The sequence below is a fragment of the Streptomyces sp. NPDC001508 genome (assembly GCF_040298665.1).
GTDB lineage: Bacteria > Actinomycetota > Actinomycetes > Streptomycetales > Streptomycetaceae > Streptomyces.
Map to the genome: position 1 here is coordinate 146,642 of NZ_JBEPAP010000003.1, position 22,939 is coordinate 169,580.

At 70.7% G+C, this 22,939-nt stretch carries 19 protein-coding genes; 7 read left to right on the plus strand and 12 right to left on the minus strand.

Translation table 11 applies throughout. The features are described from left to right. Nucleotides 1–17: 17 nt before the first annotated feature. The 8 genes from ABT245_RS04720 to glnA2 form a co-directional block, all read right to left on the minus strand. Nucleotides 18–629 (minus strand): HAD family hydrolase, encoded by a 612-nt coding sequence (locus ABT245_RS04720; RefSeq protein WP_351728549.1) that lies wholly within the window; start codon nucleotides 627–629, stop codon nucleotides 18–20. Beyond that, nucleotides 626–1,819, minus strand: a complete 1,194-nt coding sequence (locus ABT245_RS04725; RefSeq protein WP_351728551.1) for an enolase C-terminal domain-like protein — start codon at nucleotides 1,817–1,819, stop codon at nucleotides 626–628. Before ABT245_RS04725 ends, ABT245_RS04720 begins: the two co-directional genes overlap by 4 nt. Beyond that, nucleotides 1,819–2,883, minus strand: a complete 1,065-nt coding sequence (locus ABT245_RS04730; protein WP_351728553.1) for a radical SAM protein — start codon at nucleotides 2,881–2,883, stop codon at nucleotides 1,819–1,821. Before ABT245_RS04730 ends, ABT245_RS04725 begins: the two co-directional genes overlap by 1 nt. Before the next feature lie 81 nt (nucleotides 2,884–2,964). After that, nucleotides 2,965–3,390: an ATP-binding protein gene (locus ABT245_RS04735; protein WP_351728555.1), complete on the minus strand. Its 426-nt coding sequence runs from the start codon at nucleotides 3,388–3,390 to the stop codon at nucleotides 2,965–2,967. Nucleotides 3,391–3,657: 267 nt separating this feature from the next. Further along, complete coding sequence (locus tag ABT245_RS04740) at nucleotides 3,658–4,899, minus strand: helix-turn-helix domain-containing protein (protein WP_351728558.1); 1,242 nt, start codon at nucleotides 4,897–4,899, stop codon at nucleotides 3,658–3,660. An 84-nt stretch (nucleotides 4,900–4,983) separates the two neighbouring features. Next, a complete protein-coding gene (locus ABT245_RS04745) occupies nucleotides 4,984–6,168 on the minus strand; it encodes a helix-turn-helix domain-containing protein (RefSeq protein WP_351728561.1) in 1,185 nt (394 codons plus the stop codon). Nucleotides 6,169–6,491: 323 nt separating this feature from the next. Then, a complete protein-coding gene (locus ABT245_RS04750; protein ID WP_351728563.1) occupies nucleotides 6,492–7,178 on the minus strand; it encodes a hypothetical protein in 687 nt (228 codons plus the stop codon). Between the two features lie 267 nt (nucleotides 7,179–7,445). Beyond that, nucleotides 7,446–8,807 (minus strand): gamma-glutamylpolyamine synthetase GlnA2, encoded by a 1,362-nt coding sequence (gene glnA2, locus ABT245_RS04755; RefSeq protein ID WP_351728565.1) that lies wholly within the window; start codon nucleotides 8,805–8,807, stop codon nucleotides 7,446–7,448. 404 nt (nucleotides 8,808–9,211) lie between these two features. Here glnA2 and ABT245_RS04760 point away from each other — a divergent pair, with 404 nt between their 5' ends. From ABT245_RS04760 to ABT245_RS04775, 4 genes are all read left to right on the plus strand, one after another. Beyond that, nucleotides 9,212–9,886, plus strand: coding sequence for a thioredoxin-like domain-containing protein (locus ABT245_RS04760; protein WP_351728567.1), 675 nt, complete (start codon nucleotides 9,212–9,214; stop codon nucleotides 9,884–9,886). A gap of 10 nt (nucleotides 9,887–9,896) precedes the next feature. Continuing rightward, on the plus strand, nucleotides 9,897–10,523 hold the full coding sequence (locus ABT245_RS04765; RefSeq protein ID WP_351728570.1) for a DUF305 domain-containing protein: 627 nt from the start codon (nucleotides 9,897–9,899) through the stop codon (nucleotides 10,521–10,523). Between the two features lie 211 nt (nucleotides 10,524–10,734). After that, complete coding sequence (locus ABT245_RS04770) at nucleotides 10,735–12,675, plus strand: S53 family peptidase (protein WP_351728572.1); 1,941 nt, start codon at nucleotides 10,735–10,737, stop codon at nucleotides 12,673–12,675. An 86-nt stretch (nucleotides 12,676–12,761) separates the two neighbouring features. Next, the gene (locus tag ABT245_RS04775) at nucleotides 12,762–14,510 is read left to right on the plus strand and encodes an NAD+ synthase (RefSeq protein WP_351728574.1); all 1,749 of its coding nucleotides are present in this window, start codon (nucleotides 12,762–12,764) and stop codon (nucleotides 14,508–14,510) included. Nucleotides 14,511–14,869: 359 nt separating this feature from the next. On the opposite strand, the gene ABT245_RS04780 is transcribed toward ABT245_RS04775, so the two are convergent. From ABT245_RS04780 to ABT245_RS04795, 4 genes are all read right to left on the minus strand, one after another. Then, complete coding sequence (locus ABT245_RS04780; RefSeq protein ID WP_351728577.1) at nucleotides 14,870–16,084, minus strand: MFS transporter; 1,215 nt, start codon at nucleotides 16,082–16,084, stop codon at nucleotides 14,870–14,872. A gap of 87 nt (nucleotides 16,085–16,171) precedes the next feature. Continuing rightward, the gene (locus ABT245_RS04785; RefSeq protein WP_351728579.1) at nucleotides 16,172–17,218 is read right to left on the minus strand and encodes an endonuclease/exonuclease/phosphatase family protein; all 1,047 of its coding nucleotides are present in this window, start codon (nucleotides 17,216–17,218) and stop codon (nucleotides 16,172–16,174) included. Between the two features lie 184 nt (nucleotides 17,219–17,402). Beyond that, nucleotides 17,403–18,032, minus strand: a complete 630-nt coding sequence (locus ABT245_RS04790) for a TetR/AcrR family transcriptional regulator (RefSeq protein WP_351728581.1) — start codon at nucleotides 18,030–18,032, stop codon at nucleotides 17,403–17,405. 89 nt (nucleotides 18,033–18,121) lie between these two features. Further along, nucleotides 18,122–19,711: an MFS transporter gene (locus ABT245_RS04795; RefSeq protein WP_351728583.1), complete on the minus strand. Its 1,590-nt coding sequence runs from the start codon at nucleotides 19,709–19,711 to the stop codon at nucleotides 18,122–18,124. Between the two features lie 216 nt (nucleotides 19,712–19,927). Here ABT245_RS04795 and panB point away from each other — a divergent pair, with 216 nt between their 5' ends. The 3 genes from panB to ABT245_RS04810 all read left to right on the plus strand — a co-directional run bounded on the left by panB (nucleotide 19,928) and on the right by ABT245_RS04810 (nucleotide 22,935). Next, nucleotides 19,928–20,794: a 3-methyl-2-oxobutanoate hydroxymethyltransferase gene (panB, locus tag ABT245_RS04800; RefSeq protein WP_351728586.1), complete on the plus strand. Its 867-nt coding sequence runs from the start codon at nucleotides 19,928–19,930 to the stop codon at nucleotides 20,792–20,794. A 297-nt stretch (nucleotides 20,795–21,091) separates the two neighbouring features. Further along, entirely contained in the window at nucleotides 21,092–22,117 is a 1,026-nt protein-coding gene (locus ABT245_RS04805) for an ATP-binding cassette domain-containing protein (protein ID WP_351728588.1), read from the plus strand. Further along, the gene (locus ABT245_RS04810) at nucleotides 22,114–22,935 is read left to right on the plus strand and encodes an ABC transporter permease (protein ID WP_351728591.1); all 822 of its coding nucleotides are present in this window, start codon (nucleotides 22,114–22,116) and stop codon (nucleotides 22,933–22,935) included. The genes ABT245_RS04805 and ABT245_RS04810 overlap by 4 nt, the downstream gene beginning before the upstream one ends. The last annotated feature ends 4 nt before the right edge of the window (nucleotides 22,936–22,939 follow it).

Sequence of the window (22,939 nt, forward strand, 5' to 3'; positions counted from 1 at the left end):
TGCGACGCGTTCGGTGGTCAGGGCATGTGGCGGTCCAGCCAGGCGGTGTGCCAGCCCGCCGCGGCGGCTCCGGCGACATCCGCCCGGGGCGAGTCCCCGACGTGCAGGAGCCGGTCCGGGCCGAGCCCGCAGGCGTGTTCGACGGCGGCGAAGGCTTCGCGTTCGGGCTTGACCGCGCCGGTCTCAGCCGAATAGATCACCTGGTCCAGCAGGTTGCGGAATGCTTGCGGGGGCTCGGCCGGGATGGAGGATCCGAGGCTGTTGGTCAGGGCGAACAGCGCGTAGCCCCGCTCGCGCAGCGCGGTCAGTGCCGGTTGGGCATCCGGGAACAGCTCCGGCTCGGCGGCCCGTTGCCGGACCCGCTCCAGCACGTGGATGAGCGGACCGACCAGGGCAGGGCGGCGGAAGGCGGCTGCCAGGTCGCGGGCGAGGCCCTCGGGGGTGACCCGGCGGCGTTTCGCTCCCTGCTCCATCACCGCGCGGGCCTCTTCCAGCGAGATGCCCAGCAGCCGGGCGACCTGCCCGGTGGTCGGCTCGGCCTCGGGACGTACCAGGGTGCCGCCCAGGTCGAAGCAGATGCCACGCACCCCCTCCCAGAGGGGGCGGAGCAACCGATGCTGGGTGGTCACGAGCCCGTCACCTCCAGCACTGCCGTTTTCACAGGCAGTGTGGGGGCCTCGGCGAGGCCCGGGACGGTGCGGACGGACAGCATCCCGTCCTCGACGCGGACGGGGGCGGGGTAGATCTGCTGCCGCAGCGGCTCCAGGGTCAGGTGCCACTCGACAGCCGGGATCTTGTCGCGGCAGCAGGCGCCGGCCAGGGCGAGGGCGGCGGGCAGCCGGTCGCCGTGCGGGAAGGTCGCCATGCCCAGGTCCGCGGCGGTCTCGGTGGTGTGCAGCGAGCGGGCCAGCCCGCCCGACCAGCCCGGATCGACCTGCCAGACATCCACCGCCTCGCCGGTCAGCAGCCGGGTCTGCTCGGCCTCGTCGACGGCGTGCTCGCCCGCTGCCAGCGGAACTCCGGTTCCGGCCGCGCGCAGCCGGTGCCAGCCGAAGGAGCCGGGCGGCAGGAGTTCCTCGGCGAAGGTGACCTGAAGATCGGCCAGGACGGGCAGCAACTGCATCGCCTCGTCCAGGCGGCATCGGCCCAAGGCGTCGACCATGAAGCGGCCCTCGCCCGCTGCCTCCCGTAACCGCCCGAGCGTCTTCGCGACCGCCCTCGGTCCGGCGAGGATCAGCGGTTTGGGCAGCGGCCACTTCTGCCCCCAGAACCCCGCCGCGGTGATCCAGGCCGCCGCCTCCGGGGCCGAGGCGTGGGACGGGTCGAGGCCGAGTGCCGAGGCGTAGGCGGGGACCTTGGGCCGGATGGTGCCGCCCAGCAGTCCGGTCACGCTCAGCCCGGTGGCACGGGAGGCCAGATCCCAGCAGGCCAGTTCGACCGCGGAGGCGGCCTGCCGGGCGTGTGTGCCGTTGCGGTGCCGCCCGGCCTTCGGCCGGTAGGTCAGGCGGCGGGGTGCGGCGGCATCGTGCCCGATCAGCCCGGCGGCCAGATCGTCGGCGATGATCTGCACGACTGTCTCGGCGACCGGGGCCTGCCAGCCGGAGACTCCGTCGCCGACCAGCTCGATGGCGAACCGGGTGCGGTGCTCGGCCCAGGCCGGGCCCGCCGGCGGCTCACCTGCCGCGGCGGCAACCTGCTCGGGCAGTTCGGGCGGCAGCCCGGCGGGCTGCGGGGGCAACTGCCAGGCGCGGACGGCGCGGACCACGGTCTTCGTGGCCACCCCGGCTTGGGCGGGTGCGCGAACCGTGAGGGTCGTCATCAGATCTTCGCCCCCGTCAGTTCCTCCCCGGCGAAGGTGAAGCACCACGGACTGCGGTAGTTCTGCCACCACTGCGGACGCAAGCCCGTCGGGGAGAAGAGCTCCTCCAGGTGCCGGCGCATGGTCAGGTGCCACTCGATCGTGTCTGAGCCCGGCGTGCGGTAGACCTCCATGAAGGCGTTGTGGGCCTGGTAGGTCTGGAACCGAGGGAAGGCGGTGGTGACCGGCACGAAGTCCTTCAGGTGCTCGATCGCGTCCTCGATCGGGTCCAGTCCGACGATGTAGGTGAAGTCGGTGGTGATGCCCCGCTGCTTCGCCCGGCCCAGGGCGGCGGTCATCTCGGCGGGGGTGAGTTTGGCCTTGGACTCCTTGAGGATCTGCCGCCGCTCGGTGAAGCACTCGGCGGTCAGCGTCAGGTGGAACGGGCCCAGACCGGCGGCGGCGTCCATCCCCTCGTTGCTGCTCAGCACCGAGGACAGAAAGTGCAGGGTGCCGGTGCAGCCGTTGTGGCCCATCGCCGCGCGGACCTCGGCGAGATGATCCAGCGCGAGGTGCTCGTAGAGGAAGCAGCCGGTGCAGACAGTGACCGTCTCCACCGCCGACAGGTCCTCCATGCCCGAGTTCACCGCGAGAGCGCCGAGGTAGCCGGGCAGGTCCAGGGCCTTGATCTTCGGGTCAGAGGCGTCTTCGAGGGTGTTGGGGCAGAACACGCAGCCGGTGCACTGGCTGCGGGCGTTGGAGTTGATGGTGAGCATCTTGGTGCCGTTGCGCCAGTAGCCCAGCACGGCGTCGTCGTCCTCGATGCCGTCGACCTCGCCGACCTTCTCACCGTTCAGCCGCAGTTCGTGCTCGTCCAGCTCGAACGGGGAGTCCTCCCGGCCCAGCGAGAGGATCAGGAACAGCGGGGTGTTGGGGCGGGAGTCCAGCCGCAGCCGGAAGCGCATGCGCGGTTTGGTCAGCGGGGACCGGGCGCCGGAGGCGTTCAGCGCGATCAGCAGCACGTCCTCGGGGTTGCTGTTCCACTCGCGGGCCACCTGGTCAAGGTGGCGGACCGATTCGAGCATCAGCTGTCCTCTTTCTTGTGGTGGGAGGTGCAAGTCGTCGACGGCGCTGTAGCCGCCGTCTGATGCAGTGCCGGGGGTGGATCAGGCCACAACGGGAGCCAGGGGAAGACGGATGACGATCCGCTTGCCGCCCGTGGCGGTCTCCGGGAGAACCTCGGCTCTGCCGTGGACTCCCCTCACCAGGGCGTCGACCAGGAACAGGCCGCGGCCACCGAGGTCGTGGGCGGTGGGCAGCGGCTTCGGCTTGAGCGGGTGGGCATCCGCGACGGCCAGCACCAGCGCGGCCTGCTCCTCGACAGCGAGGCTGACCGCGGCGGTGGGCGAGAGCACGGCCGCGTGCCGCACCACGTTCGTCACCAGCTCACTGATGATCAGGCAGGCGGTGCCCACGACCTCCTCGGACATGCCCCAGTCGGCAAGGACCTTGGCCGTCTCGTGGCGGGCCAGCGGGACGTACTCGGCCTCGGAGACCACCTGGAAGTCGTGGCGCATCACAGTGCTGGGCATCGCGGGACTCACCCTCTCTCCGAGCGGCAGCCGCCCGGACCGTGACCGAAGGTAAGAGACCCAGCACGCAGAGGTGTTCACGACGGTGAACCCGCAATCCCCGAGCCCCGGATCAGGGTCGGCCGGTGAGGAACGCCGGGCGCGGGAGTTGCGTACAGACCAACGTGCTCAACCGCGTACGGCATTCGCGCAGAAGTCAGGTACCGAGGAACGTCCTGAGCCGCGTACGGACTTATGTACTCAGCCGGATCAGGGAGACACTGCTGGTCAGAGAGACAGGCCGATGCGGTGGGCCAGGCCCCGCAGGTCCCGCGCTGCGTGGGCGGGCAGCTGCCGGTCGGTGAGGAACTCGACGGTGTTCCTCACCGGTGCGTTGGCGTGGATGCGCTGCGGGGCGATCTCCTCGGCGGTCAGCAGGGCCGCGACCGCCTGGGCCTCCCGGCCTCGCAGATGGGCCAGCGACCGGCCCAGGTCGGCGTGGAAGGCCGCCTGCCGTCCCGGAGCCTCCGCCAGCGTCTCGGGATGGACCCCGCCCCCGGCGGTGACGGCCGCTCCGTGCAGACCGAGGTCGGTGTTCAGGCTCACCTTGTGGATGCCGACGTTGGTGGGGCCGAAGTTCAGATGCCAGGCCCGCGTCTCGCCGGTGCGGCCTGCCAGCTTGGCGGCCTCCGCCAGGTGGCCGCGGACATCCTCGGCGCGGGTGTTCCCGGGCCGCTGCCGGTCCAGGGTCAGCGAGGTGGCGGAGATCAGGTGAAGTTCGCCGAGCAGCGCATGAGCATCAGGGCTCGTCAGGTGCGCTTCGAGGGTGTTGGCGGCGGCGGTGGCCTGTGCCAGGGCCACCGTGGGGCTGCCGGCCGCCATCAGCACATGGGTGTGGAAGAAGCCGGACAGGGCGGAGTAGACCGGGTCGTCCAGCTCCGCGATCGCCTCGGCGGCACGGGTCACCGCGATGAACGCCAGGTCGGTGTAGCCGAGGTTCTTCAGCAGCAGGGTGCAGGCCGGATGGTAGGCGTCCGCCAGCAGTTTCAGCAGCTCGCGGCGGGCGGCGCCGCCGGCGTCCTTGGCGGCTGCGTGCAGGTCGGCCAGCAGCGCCGGCAGCCCGGCGGCGAGGGTGCCGTATTCGGCCCCGTGATAGAGCCGGTTGGCCTTCGCCACCCGTTCGGTCAGCGCCGCCGCCGGAACCAGAGGCGGGCGGCGGTCCGGTGGGGTGGCCATGGTCAGGCCCATCAGCGTCAGCCGCAGAGCGGGGATCGCCTCGTGGGCCGCGCTGGTGTGCGGGTCCAGCGGGGCGAAGGGCTGGCCGGTCAGTTCGGACGGGGCGATCTGCAGTGCCTCGGCGAAGGAGGTGATGAGGCTGGAGCGGTCGAGCAGCCGCTGGCCGTTCTCCACCATCGACAGGTAGCCGACCGACACCCCGGCCAGGCCCGCGAGACTGCGCAGACTTATCCCGCGCTGGCGGCGAGCCGACCGCAGACGCTCGCCGATCCTGACGGCCTGCTCTTCGTTCATCTCCCCCGCCTCAACTCCCGTGCCTCGGCCGTAGCGTAGGGCGAGCCTGCCGCCCCCAGGGGCTTTCCCGCCAGACGGGCGGCATCACCGCAGCCCGGCCCGCTCGGCCAGATCCCGCACCGCCGCAGTGTGAACGGTGGTGCGGTCGGTGAGCGCGGCGACCAGGTCGCGAGCGAAGGGGTCCAGCCGCAGCCGCAGCGGTGCCGCCGCGTCGGCCTCGATCAGCCGGGCAGCAGCCTCTTCGGCACGGTCCTGGCGGGCCTCGGCCGCCGCGGCGACCACCAGCAAACTGGAGCGGTGGGCGCCGTCGAGTGCGGCGTGATCCGCCGCGCGTACGTGGTCGGCGGCCTCGGCCGCGTCGCCGTGTTCGGCGGCGACGGCGGCGCGGGCTGCGATCACCAGGGCCGACTCCCGTGTGTCGGCGGCCCGTTCGGCGGCCGTGGCAAGGAGTCGTTCGGCCTCCGGGCGGCGTCCGGCCATGGCCTGGGCGACGGCGGCCAGCGCCGGCAGCTCCCAGTCGGCTCCGAGGTCCTCGGCGCGGTCGGCGCGGGCCAGCGCGTACTCCGGCAGGCCGAGGTCGATCAGCAGCCGCACCTCCTCGACCAGCACCGGCAGCGGTTCGCGTGTGCCGGGACGGGCCCGGTGCAGCAGCATCCACGCCAGGTCCTTGTAACCCAGGCGTCGCAGCAGCCCAGCGGCCAGCACATGCGCGTCCACGCGCAGCCGCACCGCCTCGTCCCGCCCGGGCCCCGCAGCGGCGGCCATCGCGTGGTCGGCCGCCTCGATCAACTCCGGCAGCGCGAGCGCGAGATGGTGCTCGTCGCCCGCGGTATCGGCCTGTGCGGCGGCCCGCGTCCGTTCCGCCAGTTCCTCCAGCAGCACGCCGGGGGCCGTAGCCGGTTGTCGGCGGGCCAGGCTGCGCCGCAGGTGGAAGGCGACTGCCCGCACCGCCGCGTTCTCCTCCCCGCGCGGCGGGTAGGGCTGTCCGGTCAGGTCCGCGATATCCACCCGCAAGGCGGTGGCCAGCGCCGCCAGCCGGCCGCGGCGGTCCACCCACTCCCGACCCGTCTCCAGCCCGGCAAGGTAATCGAGCCCCAGGCCGGTGCGGGAGGCAAGGTCATCCCGGCTCAGCTCCCGGCGGCGACGCCAGACGGCCAGGCGGACCCCAATCGGACCGCCGGCGGCCGTCTCGTCCAGCTCGCGCATCACCAGATAGCTCGCATACCCACTCGCCCGGACCGTGCTCCACCAGGACAAAGGTCCATGCATCCCGTTCAGGGGAGGGTCGAGTCCCCTCGTGGCAGGACGCATATGCCTGGCACGCGACACATTAGTCACACCGCTGAAGGCCGCGCGAACTGGCAGGTGACGCGACCGGTCAGGGCGAAGGAGGGCTCAGGGCCGGCAGGACCGCGACGTTGGAAGCGCGAGCGCGACACCTTCAGCGAGATCGCTCCAGCAGCGCGGATGCGCGCAAGGAGCCTCCGTCAGTGAAAGCCGACGGAGGCTCCTGGGGCACCTCGATGCGGACTGCAGGCGGCTGGTCACGGTACTTCTCCGCTGCCGGCACCGGCGCCACCCGCTGTCACTCATCAAACGCGTACGGTTTGCGCCCTTCCGGTGCCACGGCGACGGAGGTAGGAGGCCACCCCGACAGCCCCCAGGGAGGCAGCAGCAGCACCGGCTCCGATTGCTGGATCAATCATCGGAACCGGTACGACATCCACAGAAGAAGCGGTGTTGTTCGCCTGATTGGGATCAGTCTCATTCCCCGGGATCAGGTAAACCATCCTCTGTGAATCGAACAAAAGACCTCCGGTGATGCTGAAGGTGGTACTGGCGCCCGCGGGCAGAGCATCACCGGCACAAGAAAGGGCCGACAAAACGTTGCTCGGGATACCGACAGAGCCTCCGCCTGTAGTGCTGCAGCGCGCATCATACGAACTCGGAGCGAACCCGGCGCCATAAGGTTGCCCGTTGTCCAAGCGAACAATCACAGGCAGATAGAACGACCAGCCAGTGGCCGTATCCGGACCATTGTTGCTCACGGTCACCTGATACGTGGCATTCTCTCCAGGGGCAGGCCCCGGACCGGGGGCGGGCTGCGGACCGTCGATCTTGATGGACAGGTCGGCACTGCCTGCCGCGCTGGCTGTGGGCGCACTCATACCGACTGCGCAGACAGCCAAGAACGCCGCGGCCAGTAGCCGGCGCATTGAATTCCCCTTCATAAGCACACCACCCAATCCCTTGAAGCCATGCACCGAAAAAAAACTCACGATGTCTGTACAGACCGCCCACAAAAGGTTGCATGACGATTGGCTGGGCTGAACGAGGGATAGGCGGGCCCGGTAAAGCATGACGTCGGGGCCATGATCTTCGAGGCTCGCACCAAAGTGGCTGCCCAAAGCCGTGGAACCGACCGCCCCAGCGAAAGCTGAAACGGCGCACTGACGGCTCAGGGCCCATAAAACTCGGTGGGGCTGACACTCTGCGACTGTCGGCCCCACTCGCTGAATCAGCAGGAAACCCGCTCTGGCCTGCTCTTACAGCACCGGCAGGTTCTTGCGGAGTTCGAAGGCCGTGACCTCCGAGCGGTACTCGTGCCATTCGGCACGCTTGTTGCGCAGGAAGAAGTCGAAGACGTGTTCGCCGAGGGTTTCGGCGACCAGGTCGCTGCGCTCCATCAGCGTCAGGGCCTCGCCGAGGTTCTGCGGCAGCGGCTCGATGCCCAGGGCGCGGCGCTCGGCGTCGGACAGGGCCCAGACGTCGTCCTCGGCGCCGGGCGGCAGTTCGTAGCCCTCCTCGATGCCCTTGAGGCCGGCGGCCAGCAGGACGGCGTAGGCCAGGTACGGGTTGGCGCCCGAGTCGAGGGAGCGGACCTCCACGCGTGCGGAGCCCGTCTTGCCCGGCTTGTACATCGGCACCCGGACCAGGGCCGAGCGGTTGTTGTGGCCCCAGCAGATGTACGAGGGTGCCTCGCCGCCGGCGCCCGCGGTGCGCTCGGAGCCGCCCCAGATGCGCTTGTAGGAGTTGACCCACTGGTTGGTGACCGCCGAGGTCTCCGCCGCGTGCCGGAGCAGCCCGGCGATGAAGGAGCGGCCGACCTTGGAGAGCTGGTACTCGGCGCCCGACTCGTAGAACGCGTTCCGGTCGCCCTCGAACAGTGAGAGGTGGGTGTGCATGCCGGAGCCGGGGTGCTCGCTGAACGGCTTCGGCATAAAGGTGGCCTGCACCCCCTGTTCCAGCGCGACCTGCTTCATGACCAGGCGGAACGTCATGACGTTGTCGGCCGTGGAGAGCGCGTCGGCGTAGCGCAGGTCGATCTCCTGCTGGCCGGGGGCGCCCTCGTGGTGGGAGAACTCGACGGAGATGCCCATCGACTCCAGCATGGTGATCGCCTGGCGGCGGAAGTCCATGCCGATATTGGTCGGGGTGTGGTCGAAGTAGCCGGAGTTGTCGGCGGGGGTGGGGCGGGAGCCGTCGAGCGGGCGGTCCTTCAGCAGGAAGAACTCGATCTCCGGGTGGGTGTAGAAGGTGAAGCCCAGGTCGGAGGTGCGGGCGAGGGCGCGCTTGAGGACGTAGCGGGGGTCGGCGAAGGACGGGGAGCCGTCCGGCATGAGGATGTCGCAGAACATGCGGGCCGTGCCGGGGGTCTCGGCGCGCCAGGGCAGGACCTGGAAGGTGGCCGGGTCCGGCTTGGCGATCATGTCGGACTCGTAGACCCGGGCGAAGCCCTCGATGGCGGAGCCGTCGAAGCCGATGCCCTCGTCGAAGGCCTGTTCCAGCTCGGCGGGGGCCACGGCGACGGACTTGAGGAAGCCCAGCACGTCCGTGAACCACAGGCGTACGAACCGGATGTCGCGCTCCTCCAAGGTCCGGAGCACGAACTCCTGCTGCTTGTCCATCTTCCGCTTCCCCATCCTTGCTGGTCAGGCCGCCTTTCCCCGGTGCCACCGGAGGCGGTCGGGCACCTGAGCATCCCACCACAACACCATTTCGTGCGCGTTGCGGACCTTGATCGCCCGGCCGGCCTGGCACGGAACGCGCCGGGTTCGGCGGATGTACTGCTCTGCCGCCCATCTTGCCTGCCCGGACCGCCATCCGTAATGGCCGATCCCGATCGTTCCCGCCCGTTTTGGTGCGCGTCGCCGAGGCGGCATGTCCCCGTGCTTCACTCCACTGCCCTCCCCCGATTCCGGTGCCCTCCCTACGAAACGCGGCCCCCCGCCCCTTACGATCGGCGAGCGCCACCCCCGCACCACGCCCGCGCACCACGCCTCCGCCCCTTTCCCCCAGAAGGACACGCCTCATGGCTTCCGCGAAGAACAACAGCAGCGCGGCACGCAAGGCCCGCATAGCGGAGATGCAGCGGGCCGAACGGGCCCGCGAGCGCCGCAACCGGCTGCTCATCGTCGCCGCGAGCGTGGTGGTCGTGGCCGGTCTGGTCGTCGGCGGTGTCGTCCTCGTGAACACGCGGTCCGATTCCACGGACAGCGCGTCGGACGACTCCAAGGGCGCCGGCGACTCGGGGCACTTCGTGACCGGCGATGACGGGGTGCGCACCTGGAAGGGCGACCTGGCGCGCAACCACGTCCGGACGAGTGTGACGTACCCGATGCGGCCGCCGGTGGGCGGCAACCACAACCCGGTGTGGCTCAACTGCAACGGCGACGTCTACACCTCGGCCGTGAAGAACGAGAACGCGGTGCACTCGCTGGAGCACGGCGCCGTCTGGGTGACGTACACCGCGGCGGCGAAGAAGGCGGACGTGGACGCGCTCGCGGCCAAGGTGAAGCAGACGCCGTACTCGCTGATGAGCCCGTACGAGGACCAGGCGGCCCCGCTGATGCTGTCGGCCTGGGGCCACCAGGTGACCGTGAAGAGCGCGGACGACCCGGCGGTGAACACATTCTTCTCGACGTATGTGCAGGGCAAGCAGACGCCCGAGCCGGGTGCCTCGTGCACCGGCGGGACGATGAAGTGAGGGCGGTGCGGTGAAGCGGCACATCGGCTGGGTCGCCGGGACCGCGGCGGCGGCGCTGGTCGCGGCGGGCGCGATCACCTACGCGGTCGCCGAGGACGGGGGCTCGGGCGCGGCGGCGCCGGGCGCCGAGTCGGCGGACGCCGGGTTCGCCCGGGACATGGCGGTCCACCATCAGCAGGCCGTCGAGATGTCGTACATCGTGCGCGACCGCACGGACGACGAGGAGGTACGTCGGCTCGCCTACGACATCGCGCAGACGCAGGCCAACCAGCGGGGCATGCTGCTCGGCTGGCTGGACCTGTGGGGGCTGCCGAAGGTGTCGGCCGAGCCGCCGATGACCTGGATGGGCATGGGCGACATGCCCGCCGGCAAGGACGGCGCGCTGATGCCGGGCATGGCGACCAACACCGAGCTGAAGAAGCTGGGCACGCTGTCGGGCAAGCGGGCGGAGGTCTTCTACCTCCAGCTGATGACGGCCCATCACCAGGGCGGTGTGCACATGGCCGAGGGGTGTGTCGCCCGGTGCGCCGTCGGGGTGGAGAAGCGGCTCGCGCAGGGCATGGTCGAGGCGCAGCAGTCCGAGATCGCGCTGATGGCCGACATGCTCAAGAAGCGCGGAGCGGCGCCCCGTTCCTGACACCCGGACGGACGAAAGCCTCAATTCTCCCCGGCTGATGGTTACTTGGGCTTCTCTTGACTCCCGCGTTCCCCTGACATGAACGGTTCATCCGTAAGAGTGGCCCCCATCGTGTGATCCACTCGCGGGCCCCTGACCGCCGCGGGCCCCGGTGCGGATCGGCGACGACCGCGACCACTACGTGTATGCGAACCGCATCGCAGGGGGTTCTATGAGATCCAACCGCGCCAAGGCGCGCGCCGGTGTGAGCATGGCGGCGACACTGCCGATGCTCGCCGGCGCACTGGCGCTCGGCATACCCGCGGCGCACGCCGCGGACGGCCCGGGCCGGGACACACTCGCCGGCACCAGACCCGCGTGGGCCACGGCGGAGGCGGACAGGGGCGCCACCCCGGACGGCGCCCGGGTCACCGCCCGGGTGTATCTGGCCGGCCGGAACGCGTCCGGCCTCACGGCGTACGCGAAGGCGGTCTCCGACCCGTCCTCGCCGCTGTACGGCAGATATCTGAGCGCCGCACAGGCACAGGCGCGCTTCGGCGCGACCGGGGCCCAGGTGAAGGCCGTGACGTCCTGGCTGTCCTCGGCCGGCCTGAAGGTCACCGAGGTCACCCGGCACTACCTCGCCGTCTCCGGTGATGTGGCGGCCACCGAGCGGGCCTTCGGCACCGGGCTGCACAACTACGCCAAGGGCTCGAAGACCTACCGTGCGCCCGCCCGCACCGCCTCCGTGCCGCGGGGCCTGGGCGGCGCCGTGCTGACCGTCACGGGCCTGGACAACGCGCCGCACAAGGCCCACCACCAGGACCAACTGCCGCCGCCGGACGCCGTGTTCAAGAACGCCGGGCCGTTCTCCTCGTACTACGGCTCGAACACCGCGACGACACTGCCGCGCGCATACGGCCAGAAGATCCCGTACGCCGTCAAGGGCTACACGGGCAGGCAGCTGCGGGCCGCCTACGGCGCCGGCCGCTACACCGGCAAGGGCGTCCGCGTCGCCATCACCGACGCCTACGCCTCGCCGACCATCGCCTTCGACGCCGCCGCCTACGCGCGCAAGAACGGCGACGCGGCCTGGAAGTCCGGCGGGCTGCGCCAGGTGCTGCCCGAGAACTACACGAAGACCGAGGAGTGCGGGGCGGCCGGCTGGTACGGCGAGGAGACCCTGGACGTCGAGGCCGTGCACGCGGTCGCGCCGGACGCCTCCGTCACCTATGTGGGCGCCGCCTCCTGCTACGACGACGATCTGCTCGACTCGCTCGGCAAGATCGTCGACCACCATCTGGCCGACATCGTCTCCAACTCCTGGGGCGACATCGAGGCCAACGAGACGCCGGACGTCCAGGCCGCCTACGACCAGGTCTTCCAGCTCGGCGCGGTCCAGGGCATCGGCTTCTACTTCTCCTCCGGCGACAACGGCGACGAGGTCGCGAACACCGGCACCAAACAGGTCGACACCCCGGCCAACTCGGCGTGGGTGACCGCGGTCGGCGGCACCTCGCTGGCCGTCGGCAAGGGCGAGACGTACCTGTGGGAGACCGGCTGGGGCACCGAGAAGGCGAATCTGTCCGCGGACGGCAGGAGCTGGACCGACTTCCCCGGCGCGTTCACCTCCGGCGCGGGCGGCGGCACCAGCCGGACCGTGCCCGAGCCGTTCTACCAGCGGGGCGTCGTCCCGAACTCGCTCGCCAAGGCGAACAGCGCGGCCGGCAACCGGGTCGTGCCCGACATCGCGGCGGTCGCCGACCCGAACACCGGCTTCCTCGTCGGCCAGACCCAGACCTTCCCGGACGGGACCGCGCAGTACGGCGAGTACCGCATCGGCGGCACCTCGCTGGCCGCGCCGGTGATCGCGGCCGTGCAGGCGCTGGCCCAGGAGGCGCGCGGCGGCAAGGCGATCGGCTTCGCCAACCCGGCGATCTACGCCAAGTACGGCTCGAAGGCGTACCACGACGTCACGGACGACCCGACGGGCTCCGGCCTGGCGGTCGCCCGCGTCGACTTCGCCAACGGCTACGACGCCGCCGACGGCCTGCTCACCTCGGTCCGCAGCCTCGGCAAGGACAGCTCGCTCAAGGCCGTGAAGGGCTACGACGACGTGACCGGCGTGGGCACGCCCGCCGGCGGCTACGTCCAGTCGTACCGCCGTCGCTGATCCCGCGGCGCCGGACGGGGGTGGCGTGGGGTGCACCACACTCCGCGCCACCCCTATCGCGTCGCTCTGACGATTACACTGGGCGCGTGCCTCAACTTCGTCTCGCCCTCAACCAGATCGACTCGCGCGTCGGCGACCTCGCCGCAAACACCGAGACGATCCTCCGCTGGACCCGGCACTCCGCCGAGCGGGGAGCGCATCTCGTGGCGTTCCCGGAGATGGCGCTGACCGGGTATCCCGTCGAGGACCTGGCCCTCAGATCGTCCTTCGTGGAGGCGTCCCGCGCCGCGCTGCGCTCGCTCGCCGCCCGGCTCGCGGAGGAGGGCTTCGGGGAGCTGCCGGTGATCGTCGGCTATCTGGACCGCAGCGAAACCGCTCAGCCGCGGTACGGCCAGCCGGCCGGCGCCCCGCAGAACGCGGCGGCGGTGCTGCACCGCGGCACGGTCGTCCTGGCCCTCGCCAAGCACCATCTGCCGAACTACGGCGTCTTCGACGAGTTCCGCTACTTCGTGCCCGGCGACACCATGCCGGTGGTGCGGGTGCACGGCGTCGATGTCGCCCTGGCCATCTGCGAGGACCTGTGGCAGGACGGCGGCCGGGTGCCCGCCGCGCGCTCGGCGGGCGCGGGCCTGCTGCTGTCCGTCAACGCCTCCCCGTACGAGCGCAACAAGGACGACACCCGGCTGGAACTGGTGCGCAAGCGCGCCCAGGAGGCGGGCTGCACGACCGCCTACCTCGCCATGATCGGCGGCCAGGACGAGCTGGTCTTCGACGGCGACTCGATCGTCGTCGACGCCGACGGCGAGGTGATCGCGCGGGCGCCGCAGTTCGCCGAGGACTGTGTGGTGCTGGACCTGGAGCTGCCCGCGGCCTCGGCGCAGCCGCCCACCGGAGTGGTGGACGACGGGCTGCGCATCGAGCGGGTGATCCTCTCCGAGGACCCGCTGCCCGCCTACCCGCCGGAGCGGACCGGCGGCTACGCGGACCGCCTCGACGACGACGAGGAGGTGTACTCGGCGCTGGTGACCGGCCTGCGCGCCTATGTGCACAAGAACGGCTTCCGGTCCGTGCTGATCGGGCTGTCGGGGGGCATCGACTCGGCGCTGGTGGCGGCGATCGCCTGCGACGCGGTGGGCGCGGAGCAGGTGTACGGCGTGTCCATGCCGTCGAAGTACTCCTCGGAGCACTCCAAGGACGACGCGGCCGAGCTGGCCCGGCGCACCGGCCTCAACTTCCGGACCGTCCCGATCGCCCCCATGTTCGACGCGTATATGGCGTCGACCGAGCTGACCGGGCTGGCCGAGGAGAACCTCCAGTCGCGGCTGCGCGGCACGCTGCTGATGGCGATCTCCAACCAGGAGGGCCACATCGTCCTCGCCCCCGGCAACAAGTCGGAGCTGGCGGTGGGCTATTCGACCCTGTACGGCGACTCGGTGGGCGCGTACGGGCCCATCAAGGACGTGTACAAGACGTCGGTCTTCCGGCTGGCCGAGTGGCGCAACCGGGCGGCTGCCGAGCGCGGTCAGACCCCGCCGATCCCGGAGAACTCCCTCACCAAGCCGCCGAGCGCCGAGTTGCGCCCCGGCCAGGTCGACACCGACTCGCTGCCGGACTATCCGGTCCTGGACGCGATCCTCGACCTGTACGTCGACCACGACAAGGGCGCGGACACGATCGTCGCCGCCGGTTTCGACCCGGCGCTGGTCATCAGGACGCTGCGGATGGTGGACACGGCGGAGTACAAGCGCCGCCAGTACCCGCCGGGCACCAAGATCTCAGCCAAGGGCTTCGGCAAGGACCGCCGCCTCCCCATCACCAACGGCTGGCGAGAATAAACACACCCCCACCCCAGAGGTCAGAGGAACGCGAAAAGGGGCGCGGGGAACTGCGCAACCAACCACAACCCACAACCAGCACCCCCCAAAGGGGCGCGAGGAACTGCGCAACCAACCACAACGCACCCGCAGCCACCCACCACCGGCACCCCCCAAAGAGGCGCGAGGAACTGCGCGACCAGCCACAACGCACCCGCAGCCACCCACCACCGGCACCCCCCAAAGGGGCGCGGGGAACTGCGCGACCAGCCACGACGCACCCGCAGCCACCCACCGCTGCCCAGCCACAACGCACCCACTACCCGCCCATCCCCGCGGCCCGCGCCCCGCGCCCCGCGGCCCGCGCCCCGCAGGCGTCTTCAGGGACGTACCGCCTCCTGATGGTCCGGGACATGCGACGCGACCAGACGCTGCCGAGCGGCCGGCAGGCCCCCGCGGTCGACGGCGTAAGCCACCGCGGCCACGCCGAGCCCCAGCACCGCGAGCGCCGCCCCGGCCACCGCGGGGGACGTCACGCCGAAGCCCGCGGCCAGGGCGAGGCCACCGATCCACGCTCCCCCGGCGTTCGCCAGGTTGAAGGCCGCCTGGTTGGCCGAGGACGCCAGGGAGGGCGCCGACGCGGCCTTCTCCATGACCATGAGTTGCAGCGGTGAGCCCGTGATGAACGCGGCCGTGCCGAGCAGGGTCACCGCGAGCGCCGCGCTCCACTGTGCCCGCATCAGCACCGGGAACAGGGCCAGGACCAGCGCCAGCGAGGCGAGTCCGCCGAACAGCGTGCCGCGCATGGCGTGGTCGGCCAGCCGGCCGCCGAGCAGATTGCCCACCGTCGCGCCCACGCCGAACAGCGCGAGCAGCAGCGTCACCCCGGACCCGTCGAACCCGGCGGAGTCCGTGAGCATCGGTGTGATGTAGCTGTACGCGGCGAACAGCGCGCCGAAGCCCGCCACGGTCGTACCGAGGGCCAGCCACACCGGCACCGAGCGCAGGGCGGCCAGTTCGCCGCGCAGCCCGGTGGCGGGGCCGTGGGTGTGGTCGTGCGGGATGAGCAGGGCGAGGGAGGCGATCGCCGCGAGCCCGATCACGCTCACCCCGAGGAAGGTGGCCCGCCAGCCGAAGTGCTGGCCCGCCAGGGTCGCCACGGGGACGCCCGCGACATTGGCGACGGTCAGGCCGAGGAACATCAGGGAGACCGAGCGGGCCCGGCGCTCGGGGGCGGCCATGGTCGTCGCGACGACGGCGCCGACGCCGAAGAACGCGCCGTGCGGCAGGCCGCTGAGGAACCGGGCGGCCAGCAGGGACTCCTGGCCGGGGGCGAGGGCGGACAGCGCGTTGCCCACCACGAACAGGGCCATGAGGCCGATGAGGACGGTACGGCGGGACCTCCGCGCGGTGACCGCGGCGAGCAGCGGCGCGCCGATGACGACGCCCAGCGCGTACGCGGAGACCAGATGCCCGGCGGTCGGCAGGGAGACGTGCAGGTCGTCCGCGACATCGGGCAGCAGGCCCATCATCACGAACTCGGTGGTGCCGATGCCGAAGGCGCCCACGGCGAGGGCGAGCAGGGCCAGGGGCATGAAGGAGCCTGTGCCTTTCGGGAAAGGGGACGAAGCAGCAATGTTCAGCCTCGGAACAAAGCATTTCAGGCTCAGTATTCCTGCGGGTTACGCGGACGTGTCCACCTTCACACGGGCCGCCACCGGAAGGTGGTCGCTGCCCGTCCTCGGCAGCGTCCACGAACTCTCCGGCTCGACCCCCTTCACCATGATCTGGTCGATCCGCGCCATCGGGAACGACGCCGGCCAGCTGAACCCGAACCCACTGCCCGCCGCCCCCTGCGTGGAGCGCATCTGTGAGGTGACGGCGTTGAGCGAGCGATCGTTCATCGTGCCGTTCAGGTCGCCGAGCAGCACGACCCGTCGCAGCGGCTCGTCGGCGATCGCCTCGCCCAGCGCGTCGGCGCTCTTGTCGCGCTGGCGGGCGGTGAATCCGGACGCCAGCTTCACCCGCACCGAGGGCAGATGGGCGACGTACACCGCGACCGGGCCGGCGGGCGCGGCGACCGTGGCACGCATGGCGCGCTGCCAGCCCAGCCGGATGTCGACGGACCGGACCGCGGTCATCGGGTACTTGCTCCACAGCCCCACGGTGCCGACGACCGCGTGGTACTTGTACGTCGACGCCAGCGCCTCCTCGTACACCGGGACGGCCGACGCCTTCAGCTCCTCGAGTGCCAGCAGGTCCGCGCCGGAGGCGGCCACCTCGCGGGCGGTGCCGGACGGGTCCGGGTTGTCGGCGTTGACGTTGTGCGTGGCGACCACCAGGTCGCCCCCGCCGACCGTGCGGTCGGTGAGCAGCCCGCCGAAGAGGTTCAGCCACACCACGGACGGCAGCACCACCAGGATCAGCGCGGTCGCGGAGCGGCGGACGGCGCCGAGGACCAGCAGGACCGGGATGAGCAGGCCGAGCCAGGGCAGGAAGGTCTCGGTGAGGCTGCCGAGGTTGCCCACGGTGTTGGGGATGCGCGAGTGCAGCAGCATCACCAGGGCGAGGAGCAGGGCGAGCGCGGCGAGCACGATGCCGCGGCGCCAGATGCCCGGGTCGCGCCAGACCTCGCGCAGGCGGAGCGCCAGGCGCCGGAACCGGGAGCCCCGCGGCTCGGGTCCCGAACCGCCGTTGTCCGTCTCCGTGATGTACGCCTGCTGCGCCATACCGTTGCCTCACTACCTGCCGTGCACACCGTCGTCCCCCTGGGTCACGACCCTAGGGGATGATCGGCGCCCTTCCCGCCGTCCCATGACGGCCGTACGGAAGTCCAGGACGAACAGGCGGGCGCCCGGAGTTCCGGTGATCAAGGGGGCGGGGGTGGACTGTGACGAAACGCGCACATTCAGGCTATGGGCCGGGCCTGCTGACGGGTCGTAGGCCGGCCAGCACGGCGTCGACGATCTGTTCCGCGAGACCGTCGGGGAGTTCCATGTCGGGGCGCATCACGGAGCGTACGAGCATGGGGCCGACGAACAGGTCGTTGGCCAGTTCGAGGTCGACGTCCGGCCGGAGTTCCCCGTTGCGCTGCCCGCGGCGCAGGATCTCCAGGCTCTGCCTGCGCCGCGGCGCTATCACGCTGGTCTGGTAGGCGGCCCAGATCTTGGGGCTGCTCTTCATCTGCGCGTGCACGTTGTGCAGGATGGCCGAGGAGCGGCTGGCCAGGCCGCGCAGGCGCAGCGCTTCGAGCAGCACGACCAGGTCGTCGCGCATGGAGGTGCCGGGGAGTTCGGGGTCGGAGGGTTCGGCGGCGCGCATGACGTCGACGAACAGTTCCTCCTTGCCGCTCCAGCGGCGGTAGATGGTGGCCTTGCCGACGCCGGCCGTGCGGGCGATCCGCTCGATGGACAGCTCGGCGAGGGGTACGCCGTCCTCCAGGAGCTTCATCACACCTTCCAGGATGGCGCGTTCCGCTGCTTCGCTGCGCGGGCGGCCCCGGGCGGGACCGTAGGGCTGCGGGCGACTGTCGGCAAGGCTCACGTCACTCCGTCCTTTCGCTGTGCTGCGGGAATTGTCCCGCAGGGGCCTCCTTCCCCCGTGCTGCCTCTCCGGACGCGTGCGCGGACGGGTCAGTCCGCGGCGGCGACCAACTCCGCTTCCCGTTCGCCGTCCTGAGCGGCCGGCGGCCGGCCCGGCAGGAAGAGCGCCACCACCAGCGCGCCGAGCAGCGCGACCCCGGTGCCGCACAGCGCGGTCACATGCATGGCGTGCAGGAACGCGTCGTTGGCCGGGTCGACCAGTGCCTTGCCCTGCGGGCCGAGCTTGGCGGCGACGCCGAGGGTGGCCTCGATGGACTCGGCCGCGGTGTCCCGCAGTCCGGCCGGCACCGCCCCGAGCTTGCCCTCGATGCCGTTGCGGTACGCGGCGGACAGGACCGAGCCGAGTACGGCGATGCCGAGGGCGCCGCCGACCTGGCGGAAGGTGTTGCTCAGCGCGGACGCGGAGCCGGCCTTCTCGCGCGGCAGGGCCTGCATGATGACGACGGAGGTCGGCGTCATGATGTGCGCCATGCCGGTGCCCATCAGGAAGAAGACCAGTTCCAGCAGCCAGATGGGGGTGTCCGCCTCGAAGGTGGCGAAGACGGCCAGGGTCGCGGCGATCAGGAGCAGCCCGGCCGTGGTGGTGGCCCGGTTGCCGAACCGGTCGACGACCAGCCGGGCGCGCGGCGCGAAGATCATCTGCGCGGCGGCCAGCGGCAGCATGAGCACGCCGGACTCCAGCGGCGAGTAGCCGCGCACGCTCTGGGTGTAGAAGACGCCGAAGAACGTCACGCCCATCAGCGCGAAGAAGACCAGCGCGATGGCGCTCATGGCGGCCGAGAAGACCTTGTTCTTGAAGTAGGTGACATCGAGGGACGGGTGGTCGCTGCGCTTCTCGAAGAGGACGAAGGCGACGAGTACGACGAGCCCCGCGGCGATGGTGGCGAGCACGCTGGGGTCGGTGAAGTCGGCGAGTTCGCCGCCCTTGATGATGCCGTAGACGAGCAGGACCAGGCCGACGACGGAGAGGACGACGCCGACGGGGTCGACGCGGCCGGGCCTGGGGTCGCGCGAGTCGGGCACGAGCCAGATCATCAGGGCCACCGCGAGGATCACGATCGGCACGTTGACGAGGAAGACGGAGCCCCACCAGAAGTGGTCGAGGAGCGCGCCGCCGGTGATCGGGCCGATGGCGATGGCCAGTCCGACGCCGCCCGCCCAGATGCCGATGGCCTTGGGCTGTTCCTCACGCTCGAAGACGTTCATGAGCACGGCCAGGGTGGCGGGCATGACGAAGGCGGCGCCGAGCGCCATGAGGGCGCGGTAGCCGATGAGTTGACCCGGAGAGCCGGACTCGGCGGCCAGGGCCGAGCCGATGCCGAACACCACGAGCCCGCCGAGCAGGACCTTCTTGCGGCCGAGCCGGTCGCCGACGAGACCCGAGGTGAACAGCAGCCCGGCGAAGACGAGGGTGTAGGAGTTGATGGCCCACTCGATCTCGCTCTGGGTGGCGCCGAGCCCGGTGGGCGCGGGCATGGAGATCGTCTTGACCGCGACGTTCAGGATCGAGTTGTCCAGCACCACGATCAGCAGGCTCAGCATGAGGACGCCGAGGATGGCCCAACGGCGCCGGTGCACCTCTTCGGGTATCCGGGAGGCGGCTACAGCGGGAGTTGTCATGGCAACGAGCCTAGGACCATTCCGATACGGAACCGTCTCGTATCTTATTTCTTTGCCCAGACCTTACCCGGAGAGCCGGTTACGGGACGCCGGGCACCCGGAGGCCGGGTGGATCACACGGAGGTCCCCTGGCCGTCGCCGGCACGAGGTGCCACCATGGAGGGGATCCGGAGACGCCGTCAGGGCGCTTCGAGATGACCTGAAGGAGCTGTTGCAATGACGCAGCTTTCGGCTGCCCCGACCAAGTCCTCCGACGGCAGCAACGCGCTGTACGGGGGCAAGGGCACCCGCCGCATCACCGTCCGCGACATCGCCCTCGCCAAGGAGCGGGGCGAGAAGTGGCCCATGCTCACGGCCTACGACGCCATGACCGCGTCCGTCTTCGACGAGGCGGGCATCCCCGTGATGCTGGTCGGCGACTCGGCGGGCAACTGCCACCTCGGGTACGAGACGACCGTGCCCGTCACCCTCGACGAGATGACCATGCTGTCGGCCGCGGTCGTGCGCGGCACCCGGCGCGCCCTGATCGTGGGCGACCTGCCCTTCGGCTCCTACCAGGAGGGCCCGGTGCAGGCGCTGCGCTCGGCGACCCGGCTGGTGAAGGAGGCCGGTGTCGGCGCCGTCAAGCTGGAGGGCGGCGAGCGCTCGCACGAACAGATCCGGCTGCTGGTGGAGTCCGGCATCCCGGTCATGGCGCACATCGGCCTGACCCCGCAGTCCGTGCACTCCATGGGCTACCGCGTGCAGGGGCGCGGCGAGGAGGCGGCCCAGCAGTTGCTGCGCGACGCCAAGGCGGTACAGGACGCGGGCGCGTTCGCGGTGGTGCTGGAGCTGGTGCCGGCGGAGCTGGCCGCCGAGGTGACCCGGGTGCTGCACATCCCGACCGTCGGCATCGGCGCCGGACCCGAGACGGACGCGCAGGTGCTGGTGTGGACCGACATGCTGGGCCTGACCGGCGGTCGGGTCCCCAAGTTCGTGAAGAAGTACGCGGATCTGCGTGCGGTGATGGGTGGCGCGGCGAAGGCTTTCGCCGAGGACGTCGTCGGCGGCACATTCCCTCAGGAGGAGCACTCGGTTCATTAGGCGCTCCGCGCAGTTCCCGCGCCCCTTGAGACCATCTCGGAAACACCAAGGACGGCCCGCCGATCTTCCCCCGTCGGCGGGCCGTCCCCTCTTTGCGCCTGAACCGGCGCCGCTCTCGCGGACGTGGTTGCTCGCCGTCGGGGTTGCTCGATGAGTGGTTGCTCAATCCGGCGGGGGCGGTCGCTCGTCGCGGTTTCGTCAGGGGCGGTCGCTCGTCGCGGTTTCGTCAGGGGCGGTACGCGGGGCTGTCGGTGGCCTGTAGGGAGTTTGTCGGTGGGGGGTGGCAGTGTCTTCGGCATGACACGAAACGACAACAAGCCCAGCGGGCGTGGGGACGCCGTGACCGTGCGGGGGCTGGTCAAGCACTACGGCGAGACCAAGGCACTGGACGGCGTGGACCTGGACGTGCGCGAGGGCACCGTGATGGGGGTGCTCGGTCCCAACGGGGCCGGCAAGACCACCCTCGTACGGATCCTGTCCACCCTGCTGGCACCGGACGCCGGCCAGGCGACCGTCGCCGGCTACGACGTCCTACGCCAGCCCCGCCAGCTGCGCCGGGTGATCGGCCTGACCGGGCAGTACGCCTCCGTCGACGAGAAGCTCCCGGGCTGGGAGAACCTGTACATGATCGGGCGGCTGCTCGACCTGCCCCGCAAGGAGGCCCGCGCCCGCGCCGACGAACTGCTGGAGCGGTTCTCGCTGACGGACGCCGCCAAGCGGCCCGCAGCCACCTACTCCGGCGGCATGCGGCGCCGGCTCGACCTGGCCGCCTCCATGATCGGACGGCCCGAGGTGCTGTACCTGGACGAGCCGACGACCGGTCTCGACCCCCGGACCCGCAACGAGGTGTGGGACGAGGTCAAGGCCATGGTCGGGGACGGGGTCACCGTCCTGCTGACCACCCAGTACATGGAGGAGGCCGAACAACTCGCCTCCGAGCTGACCGTCGTGGACCGCGGGAAGGTCATCGCGAACGGCGGCATCGAGGAGCTGAAGGCGAAGGTCGGCGGCCGCACGCTGCGGATCCGGCCCGCCGACCCGCTGGAGCTGCGCCCGCTCGCCGGGATGCTGGACGAACTGGGCATCACCGGGCTCGCCGCGACGACCGTGGACAGCGAGGCCGGCAGCCTGCTGGTGCCGATCCTCAGCGACGAGCAGCTGACCGCCGTGGTCGGCGCGGTCGCCGCGCGCGGCATCACCGTCTCCTCGATCACCACCGAACTGCCCAGCCTGGACGAGGTGTTCCTGTCGCTGACCGGCCACCGTGCCAGTGCCCCGCAGGATGCCGCGCCCACCGACACCCGCCAGGAGGTCGCCGTATGAGTACGGCCACCGCTTCCACTTCTGCTTCCGCATCCGACGCCCGGATCCCGCTGCGCGGCCATCTGCGGCACACCGGGGCCCTGATCCGCCGCAATCTGCTGTGGATCCGGCAGGACCCGGAGTCGATGTTCGACGCCCTGCTGATGCCGATCGTCTTCACGCTGCTGTTCGTGTACGTCTTCGGCGGCTCGATCGGACAGGCCCTGGGCGGCGGCCAGGACGGGTATGTGCAGTATGTGATCCCCGGCATGATCGCGATGATGAGCATGACGCTGTCCCAGGGCGTCGGCACCGGCTTCAGCCAGGACTTCAACTCCGGTGTCATGGACCGCTTCCGCTCGCTGCCCATCGGGCGCGGCTCGGTGCTCTTCGCGAAGATCTCGGTGGAACTGGCGCGGATGCTGTTCGCGACCGCCGTGCTGATGGTCGTGGCCGTCCTGGTCGGTTTTCACATCGACCACTGGGGCGGGCTGTTCGCGGCCGTGGGGCTGTCCGCGGCGTTCGCCTCGTCGATCATGTGGGTGTTCCTCACCCTGGGCGTGGTCCTGAAGAACGCGCAGTCCGTGCAGGCGATGGGCTTCCTGGTGCTGTTCCCGCTCCAGTTCGGCTCGTCGATCTTCGCGCCGACCCAGTCGATGCCGGGCTGGCTCCAGGCCTTCACCGACTACAACCCGCTGTCCACGCTGGCCGACGCGGCCCGCGGACTGATGGTGGGCGGTCCCGTCGCCCACGATCTGTGGATCACGCTGGCCTGGTCGGCGGCCATCACCGCGGTCATGGCACCGGTCGCGATCCACAAGTTCCGTACGAAGAGCTGACGTT